This window comes from Mycobacterium sp. 1165178.9, assembly GCF_001673555.1.
Lineage (GTDB): Bacteria > Actinomycetota > Actinomycetes > Mycobacteriales > Mycobacteriaceae > Mycobacterium.
On sequence record NZ_LZMB01000142.1, the window covers coordinates 1 to 7,527 of the forward strand.

Here is a 7,527-nt window from a genome sequence, read left to right on the forward strand (position 1 = left end):
TCGCTACCGACGAACAGTTTGGTCAACGAAAGCCCCGCGACATCCTTGAGGCGCGGGCCGCCGAGCCGCACCGCGGTGCCGTCGGCCAGCACCACCTGCATGCCCAGCACGTAATCGGTGGTGACGCCGTACTTCACGCAGCACAGCCCGCCGGCGTTGGTGGCGATATTGCCGCCGATGCTGCAGATTTCGAACGATGACGGATCCGGCGGATACCACAGTCCGTGCTCGGCGGCGGCCTTCTTCACCTCAGCGTTAAACAGCCCGGGCTGGCATACCGCGGTGCGGGTCACCGGGTCGACGGCGATGTCGCGCATCTTCTCGGTGGAGAGCACGATGCCGTTGTCCAGTGCGGTCGCCCCGCCGGACAGGCCGCTGCCGGCGCCGCGCGTCACGACGGGCACCCGGTGTGCGGCCGCCCAGCGCAGCACGGCCTGCACCTGGTCGGTGTGCCGGGGCCGCACCACGGCCAGCGGCTTACCGGCCGACGGGTCGAAGGCGCGGTCCTGACGATAGCCCTCGGTCACGGTTGGGTCGGTGACGACCATTCCGTCCGGCAGGTCGGCGATCAGGCTGGCCAGGGCGTCAGAGCTCACGGCCCGATACTAAGCCCGCCTCACCGGCCCGGGTCTTCCGCGAACTCGGGCGCGCGGTCCAGTTCGTGCAGCGACGGCAGCCGGCAGGCGACGAGGCCGATCAGCAGGATCGGTACGGCCAGCACCAGGAACGTGACCTTCAGCCCGGCCGCATCGGTCAGCGGACCGGCCACGATCAGGCCCAGCGGGCCCGCCGCGTAGGTCAGCCCGGTCATCACGCCGACCACCCGGCCGCGGAGCCGATGCGGGGCCCTGGTCTGCATCATGTAGTTGTAGATCGGCTGGATCGGTCCGTAGACCACGCCGGTGACCGTGCACAGCACCAGGATCACCGGCAACGGCGGCAGGAACGCGACCCCGACGGTCGCCGCCCCGAAGGTGAGGGTCGCCGTCAGCACGGCCGTGCGCCGCCGGAGACGTCGCGACACCGCGGCATATCCAAGCGCCCCCGCTACGCCGCCGAACCCGATCGCCATCAACGCCCACCCCAGTTGCGCGGGTTGGTGTTGATCGGAGAAGTACTTCGGAAACAGCACGCTTTCCATCGGCAGATAGAGCGCGGTGACGGCCAGGTCGATCAAGCCCAGCGTCCGGAGCACCCGCACGTTCCAGACGAAGCGCAACCCTTCGGCGATGCCGGACATCCATCCGCCGGGCCGGGTCTCGCGCGCGGGCTTTTCGGCGCCCTCGAGCCGCAGCGCGGCGATCGTCAAGATGGACAGCCCGAACAGCCCGGCCGTCATCCACATCGTGTTGATGCCGCCGACGGTGGCGATCATCAGGCCCCCGAGGCCAGGACCCACGATGAACCCCAGGTTGAGGATCGCCTCGTACACGCTGTTGGTGCGGGCCAGCGACCAGCCCGCCCGGGCAGCGGCCTCGGGCAGCATCGACTCGCGGGCCGTCGTCCCGGCCGGGTCGAACCCGGCCGCGAAAAAGGCCAGGATGGCGAGCACGGCCAGGTTGAGCGCGTCCGCACCGAGCGCCCACGCGATCAGCGGCACGGCGGTCACCGCCGCCCCGGAGAGCGAATCGGACACCAGCGATACCCGGCGGCGACCGAAGAAGTCGACCGCGGCGCCTGCGACGAGAGTGGACAGCACCAGCGGCAGCGTCATGGCCAGGGCCACGGCCGAGGCGTCGCGCGCGCTGTTGTGGTGCTGCAACGCGAGCCAGGGGAACGCGACTATCGAGACGCCGCTACCCGCCGTCGCCATCAACGTGGCGAACAGGATCAAAAATGCTGGGCCGCCGCTTTTCATCGGAATATCGCCGCTGAATGTATGCCAAAGCGGTATTTGCGGCGACCGAATTTTTCGACTCATGCAGGATGTTCATGTGCTCGCCCACCCACGTACCGGCCAGGCGTTCAGCTCTCCGGTTGGCGCCGGCACCGGATGGCCGAGCGATCCGGCCACACCGCAGACACCCGTGGCCGCCGATGCCGCTTCGGTCGCAGACCTCGCCGAGCACGCCGGCTCGATTCCCGAAATCGATGCACTGGTCAGCGTCTGCCGGGCCTGCCCGCGGCTGGTCAGCTGGCGCGAGGACGTCGCGGTCGTCAAACGCCGAGCCTTTGCCGACCAACCGTATTGGGGGCGGCCGGTACCGAGTTGGGGGTCGGCGCGCCCCCGGCTGCTGATCGTCGGATTGGCGCCCGCCGCGCATGGCGCCAACCGCACCGGACGGATGTTCACCGGCGACCGCTCGGGCGACCAGTTGTACGCGGCGCTGTACCGGGCCGGGCTGGTGAACCAACCCACCAGTGTCGACGCCGCGGATGGGTTGCAGACCAAGAAGATTCGCATCGTCGCCCCGGTGCGGTGCGCGCCCCCCACCAACGCGCCGACGCCGGAGGAGCGGGACACCTGCTGGCCCTGGCTGCGGGCCGAATGGCGGTTGGTGGCAGACGATGTTCGCGTGGTCGTGGCCCTGGGCGGGTTCGGCTGGCAGATCGCGCTGCGGCTGCCGGGCACCTCGACGGGGCCCAGGCCGAAGTTCGGCCACGGCGTCGTTGCCGACCTGGCGCCGGGTGTTCGTTTGCTTGGCTGCTACCACCCCAGCCAGCAAAACATGTTCACCGGTAGGTTGACACCAGCAATGCTCGACGACGTCTTCCGCAACGCAAAGGAACTGGCAGGGATCAAGTGACGGAGGTTTTGGTATCCGGCGCCAGTGTGGCGGGTACGGCGGCCGCTTTTTGGCTTGGACGGCATGGCTTTTCGGTGACCGTGGTCGAGCGCCATCGGGGGCCGAGGCCGGGCGGTCAGGCGATCGACGTCCGGGGGCCGGCGCTGACGGTGCTCGAGCGGATGGGCCTGTTGGGCGCCGCCCAGAAGCGCAAGACGCAAATCCGGGGCTCCTCCGTCGTGGACCGCGACGGCAACGAATTGTCCCGGGACACCGAATCGACACCCACCGGTGGGCCCATCGAGAGCCCCAGCATCGAGCTGCTGCGCGACGACCTAGTCGAATTGCTTTACGGCGCAAGCCAATGGACGACCGAATACCTTTTCGATGACACCATCACCGCCCTCGATGACGACGGCGCGGCGGTCCGCGTAACCTTCGAGCGCGCCGCGCCGCGCAGTTTCGACCTGGTCATCGGCGCCGACGGATTGCACTCCAATGTGCGGCGTCTGGTGTTCGGGCCGGAAGAAGATTTCATCGAGAGGCTGGGCACGCACGCGGCGATCTTCACGGTGCCCAACTTCTTGGACCTGGACTACTGGCAGATGTGGCACTACGGCGACTCCACCATGGCGGGCGTCTACAGCGCCCGCAACAACGCCGAGGCGCGGGCGATGGTCGGTTTCATGGATACCGACCTGCGCATCGATTACCGCGACACCGCGGCCCAATTCGCCGAGCTGGAGCGGCGGACGGCCGGTGACGGCTGGGTTCGCCAGCAGCTGCTGGAGTACATGCGGGAAGCACCGGACTTCTACTTCGACGAGATGTCGCAGATCAAGATGGATCGCTGGTCGCGGGGGAGGGTGGCGCTGGTCGGTGACGCCGGGTACTGCTGTTCGCCCCTGTCGGGTCAGGGGACCAGCGTTGCGCTGCTGGGCGCCTACGTCCTGGCCGGTGAGCTCAAGGCGGCGTCCCAAGACGAAATGGTCGACTACGAAGCCGGCTTCGCAAGCTATCACCGCGAGTTCAGCGACTACGTCAAGCGCAATCAATGGCTGGTCGTAGACAACATTCCGGGCGGTGCGCCGATACCCCAAGAGGTGTTCGACCGGATCGTCGCCTCGATCGCGCTGAAGGACTACTGAGCCGGGTCGCGCGGAACGGGAACGTTTGCCGGCCCGCGCGCGTTGACGCCATCGTGCGTCTCTCCGTCCTCGATCTCATCCCGGTGCGCACCGACCAGACCACCGGTGGCGCGCTGGCGGCCACCGTGCAGCTGGCGCAGGCCGCGGATCGGCTGGGCTTCACCCGCTTTTGGGTCGCCGAGCACCACAACATGCCGTCGGTGGGTGCCACCAGCCCGCCGGTGGTGCTCGCCTACCTGGCCGCGCAGACCTCGCAGCTGCGGCTGGGCTCGGGTGGTGTGATGCTGCCCAATCACGCCCCGCTGGCGGTGGCCGAGCAGTTCGCGCTCCTGGAAGCCGCCGCCCCGGGCCGGATCGACCTCGGCATCGGCCGGGCGCCCGGTTCCGATCCCGTGACCTCGTATGCGCTGCGCGGCGGTCGGGACGATCGTGACATCGAAAACTTCCCCGAATATCTCGACGACGTGGTGGCGCTGATGAGCGCTCGCGGCGTGCGGGTTCCGCTGCGCTCAGGCGATTACACGCTCAGGGCCACCCCGGCCGCGGCCGGGGAACCGCGCCTGTGGCTGCTGGGGTCGTCGATGTATTCCGCGCACCTGGCCGCCGCCAAGGGGTTGCCCTACGTGTTCGCACATCACTTCTCCGGCAACGGAACCGACGAGGCGCTCGAGGTCTACCGTTCGCGATTCAAGCCGTGCCGGCTGACGGCCGAGCCGCTGACCTTTCTGACGGTGAACGCCGCAGTGGCCGAAACCCGGGAAGAGGCAACGGCATTGATGTTGCCGAACCTGCAGATGATGGCCCGGCTCCGGACCGGGCAGCCGCTAGGGCCGGTGCCGTTGGTCGAGGAGGCCGCGGTTGCCGAGTTGACCGGACAACAGCAGAGGATCGTCGAGAGCGGCTTGCAACGTGCCGTCTTGGGAGCGCCCGCGGAGGCCGCCGACCAGATCCGGGCACTGGCCGACCGGTTCGGCGTCGACGAAGTCATGGTGAACCCGGTGGCCTCGGCCCGCCGCGGCACCGATCCCAGCACCGCGCCGGCGCGGGTCGCGACGCTGGAGCTATTGGCCAAAGAGCTGTTCTAGCCCTCGCTCGATCGTGCCGGCCCGAACGATGGGCTCAATCCGATTGATTCGCATCGATGCGGGCCAGTGCGGTGCGCAGAATCTGGCCGGTGGCCTCCCGGTCGGGGTCGCGGCGCAGCAGCAGTCCTTTGGCTACCGACAGCTTGTCTCCGTTGCGCCGCGGCAGAACGTGCAGGTGAATGTGGAACACGCTCTGAAAAGCGGCGCTGCCGTCGTTGATGGCGATGTTCGTCGCGTCGGCCAATTCGGTGGTGCGCGCGGCCCTGGCGATGCGTTGGCCCAAGGTGACCATGCCGGCCAGTGTTTCCGGCGCGGTGTCGGTGACGTCGACGCTGTGCCATTTGGGCACGACCAGCGTGTGGCCCCGGGTGAACGGGCGAACATCGAGGATGGCCAGGTAGTCGTCGTCTTCGTAGATTCGGATGGCCGGGGCTTCGCCGGCGACGATCGCACAGAACACGCAGGACATGTCGCCCACGGTACTGGTTGCCGGGTTACAGCCACGCCGAGACCGGTCGGGGGGCCGTCGCGATTGGGGGATACGCTGCCGCGGTGAACGATCTCGCCTTCGCCGGCGCGGCGGCACACGCGCGCATGCTCGCCGACGGTGAACTGACCGCGCCGGAGTTGCTCGAGGTCTTCCTGGAGCGGATCGCTCGGCTGGACAGCCAGCTGCGCTGCTATCGAGTGGTGCTCGCCGATCAGGCTCGTCATGAGGCCGCGGTGGCGCAGGAGCGCCTGGATGCGGGCGAGCGGCCGCCGCTGCTCGGGGTTCCGATCGCGATCAAAGACGATGTCGATGTCGCCGGCCAGGTGACGACGTTCGGCAGCGGCGGTCACCGGCCGGCCGTCACCTCCGACGCGGAGGTGGTGCGCCGGTTGCGTTCCGCGGGCGCGGTGATCATCGGCAAGACCAATGTGCCCGAGCTGATGATGCTGCCCTACACGGAGTCGACGTCGTTCGGGGCCACCCGTAATCCGTGGAATCTGACCCGCACTCCGGGCGGCAGTAGCGGCGGGAGTGCCGCCGCGATAGCTGCCGGCTTGGCTTCGCTGGCATTGGGATCCGATGGGGGCGGGTCGATTCGCATCCCGGCGACGTGGTGCGGTCTGTTCGGCTTGAAGCCGCAACGCGATCGCGTGTCGCTGGAGCCGCACGACGACGCCTGGTATGGGCTGAGCGTCAACGGCCCGATCGCGCGCACGGTGATGGACGCGGCCGTGTTCCTGGATGCGACGTCGACGGTGTCCGGTCCCGAAGGCGAGTTCGTGAGCGCGGCGGGGCGCAGTCCCGGGACGTTGCGGATTGCGTTGAGCACCAAGGTTCCAACCCCATTGCCGGTCAGGGTCGGCAAGGCAGAGTTGACGGCGGTCGACCAGGCCGGCGCCTTGCTTCGCGAGCTCGGCCATGACGTCATCACCGCCGATCCCGAATATCCGATTTCGGCGATACTCGCCAACTATCTGCCCCGCTATCTGCGCGGTATCTGCGACGACGCGGACGCCCTCGCGCACCCGGAACGGCTGGAACCGCGCACCCGCACCATGGCCCGCTTGGGGTCTTTCTTCTCAGACCGCCGAATGGCGGCCATCCGCGCGAACGAGGATGCGGTGGTCTCGCGGACTCAGGCGATCTTCGACGATGTCGATGTCGTCGTCACCCCCGGGACCGCGACAGGGCCGTCCCGCATTGGTGCCTATCAACGCCGCGGCGCCGTGTCGACGCTGCTGAGGGTGGGACGGTACGTTCCCTATCAACAGATTTGGAACCTGACCGGACAGCCCGCAGCGGTGGTGCCGTGGGGCTTCGACGGGGATGGCCTGCCGATGTCCGTCCAACTCGTCGGCAGGCCATATAACGAAGCGACCCTGTTGTCGCTGTCGGCGCAGATCGAAGCGGCTCGCCCGTGGGCCGTTCACCGCCCGCCGGTGTCATAGGCGGCTAGCCTGCGCTTCGCCCGGCTGCGCCGCACTCGCGATCACCCGCTGAGTCTATCGGCGGTGACCCGCTTCGCCCGGCTGCGCCGCACTCGCGATCACCCGCCAGGCCGCGAGCTTGACGCCCGGCCGCATCGCGTGGGCCGGGCTGGTCGACGGCAGGCGCTGATACCGCATCCGATCGGGCGCCGTCGCCAGCCGGCGGAAAAGGTCGGCGGCCTTGGCTCCATTGAAGTACACCGTCGTGATGGTGGGGTAATGCGCGAACAACTCACCAAAATCGTTGGCAGCCAGACTCTTTAGTTCAATCGCCGAGTCGGCGCTGCCGACTCGGCGGCACGCGAGAAGCACATCCCATAGCGCGACACCATGGGACTGCAGCGCCGCCAGCCGTTTGGCATAGGGTGCGGCAGCGTCAAAGCCGAACAGCTCACCGGTGATCGACCAGAACGCATTGCGGGGATTGGCGTAGTACTGGCCCGCCGCCAGTGATCGTGCACTAGGAAACGAACCCAGGATCAGCGTCCTGGCGCGCTCATCGACGACGGGCGGGAATCCCCGCAGCAGTGGTGTGTTCATCACCTCACATCATGGCTCGTCCGCGTTGTACGTTGGCGACGTGCAGGACGG

The 7,527-nt window shown here is 68.1% G+C and carries 8 protein-coding genes; 4 read left to right on the forward strand and 4 right to left on the reverse strand.

Annotated elements, in window-relative coordinates:
- On the reverse strand, positions 1-596 hold a 596-nt coding region (locus tag A5652_RS06850; RefSeq protein ID WP_156745194.1), incomplete at its 3' end, for an FAD-binding oxidoreductase.
- Positions 597-616: 20 nt separating this feature from the next.
- On the reverse strand, positions 617-1,858 hold the full coding sequence (locus A5652_RS06855; RefSeq protein WP_067348212.1) for an MFS transporter: 1,242 nt from the start codon (positions 1,856-1,858) through the stop codon (positions 617-619).
- 61 nt (positions 1,859-1,919) lie between these two features.
- Between A5652_RS06855 and A5652_RS06860 the strand changes: the two genes are divergently transcribed.
- The 3 genes from A5652_RS06860 to A5652_RS06870 are packed head-to-tail and all read left to right on the forward strand — an operon-like array spanning position 1,920 to position 4,959.
- The gene (locus A5652_RS06860) at positions 1,920-2,747 is read left to right on the forward strand and encodes a uracil-DNA glycosylase (RefSeq protein WP_067348217.1); all 828 of its coding nucleotides are present in this window, start codon (positions 1,920-1,922) and stop codon (positions 2,745-2,747) included.
- A complete protein-coding gene (locus A5652_RS06865) occupies positions 2,744-3,874 on the forward strand; it encodes an FAD-binding protein (RefSeq protein ID WP_067348220.1) in 1,131 nt (376 codons plus the stop codon). Before A5652_RS06860 ends, A5652_RS06865 begins: the two co-directional genes overlap by 4 nt.
- Before the next feature lie 53 nt (positions 3,875-3,927).
- The gene (locus A5652_RS06870; RefSeq protein WP_067348223.1) at positions 3,928-4,959 is read left to right on the forward strand and encodes an LLM class flavin-dependent oxidoreductase; all 1,032 of its coding nucleotides are present in this window, start codon (positions 3,928-3,930) and stop codon (positions 4,957-4,959) included.
- A 34-nt stretch (positions 4,960-4,993) separates the two neighbouring features.
- On the opposite strand, the gene A5652_RS06875 is transcribed toward A5652_RS06870, so the two are convergent.
- Positions 4,994-5,428 (reverse strand): HIT family protein, encoded by a 435-nt coding sequence (locus tag A5652_RS06875; RefSeq protein WP_067348228.1) that lies wholly within the window; start codon positions 5,426-5,428, stop codon positions 4,994-4,996.
- An 83-nt stretch (positions 5,429-5,511) separates the two neighbouring features.
- On the opposite strand from A5652_RS06875, the gene A5652_RS06880 reads away from it, so the two are divergent.
- A complete protein-coding gene (locus A5652_RS06880; RefSeq protein ID WP_082983800.1) occupies positions 5,512-6,897 on the forward strand; it encodes an amidase in 1,386 nt (461 codons plus the stop codon).
- A 54-nt stretch (positions 6,898-6,951) separates the two neighbouring features.
- On the opposite strand, the gene A5652_RS06885 is transcribed toward A5652_RS06880, so the two are convergent.
- Entirely contained in the window at positions 6,952-7,476 is a 525-nt protein-coding gene (locus A5652_RS06885; RefSeq protein WP_067348225.1) for a DNA-deoxyinosine glycosylase, read from the reverse strand.
- Positions 7,477-7,527: the final 51 nt, after the last annotated feature.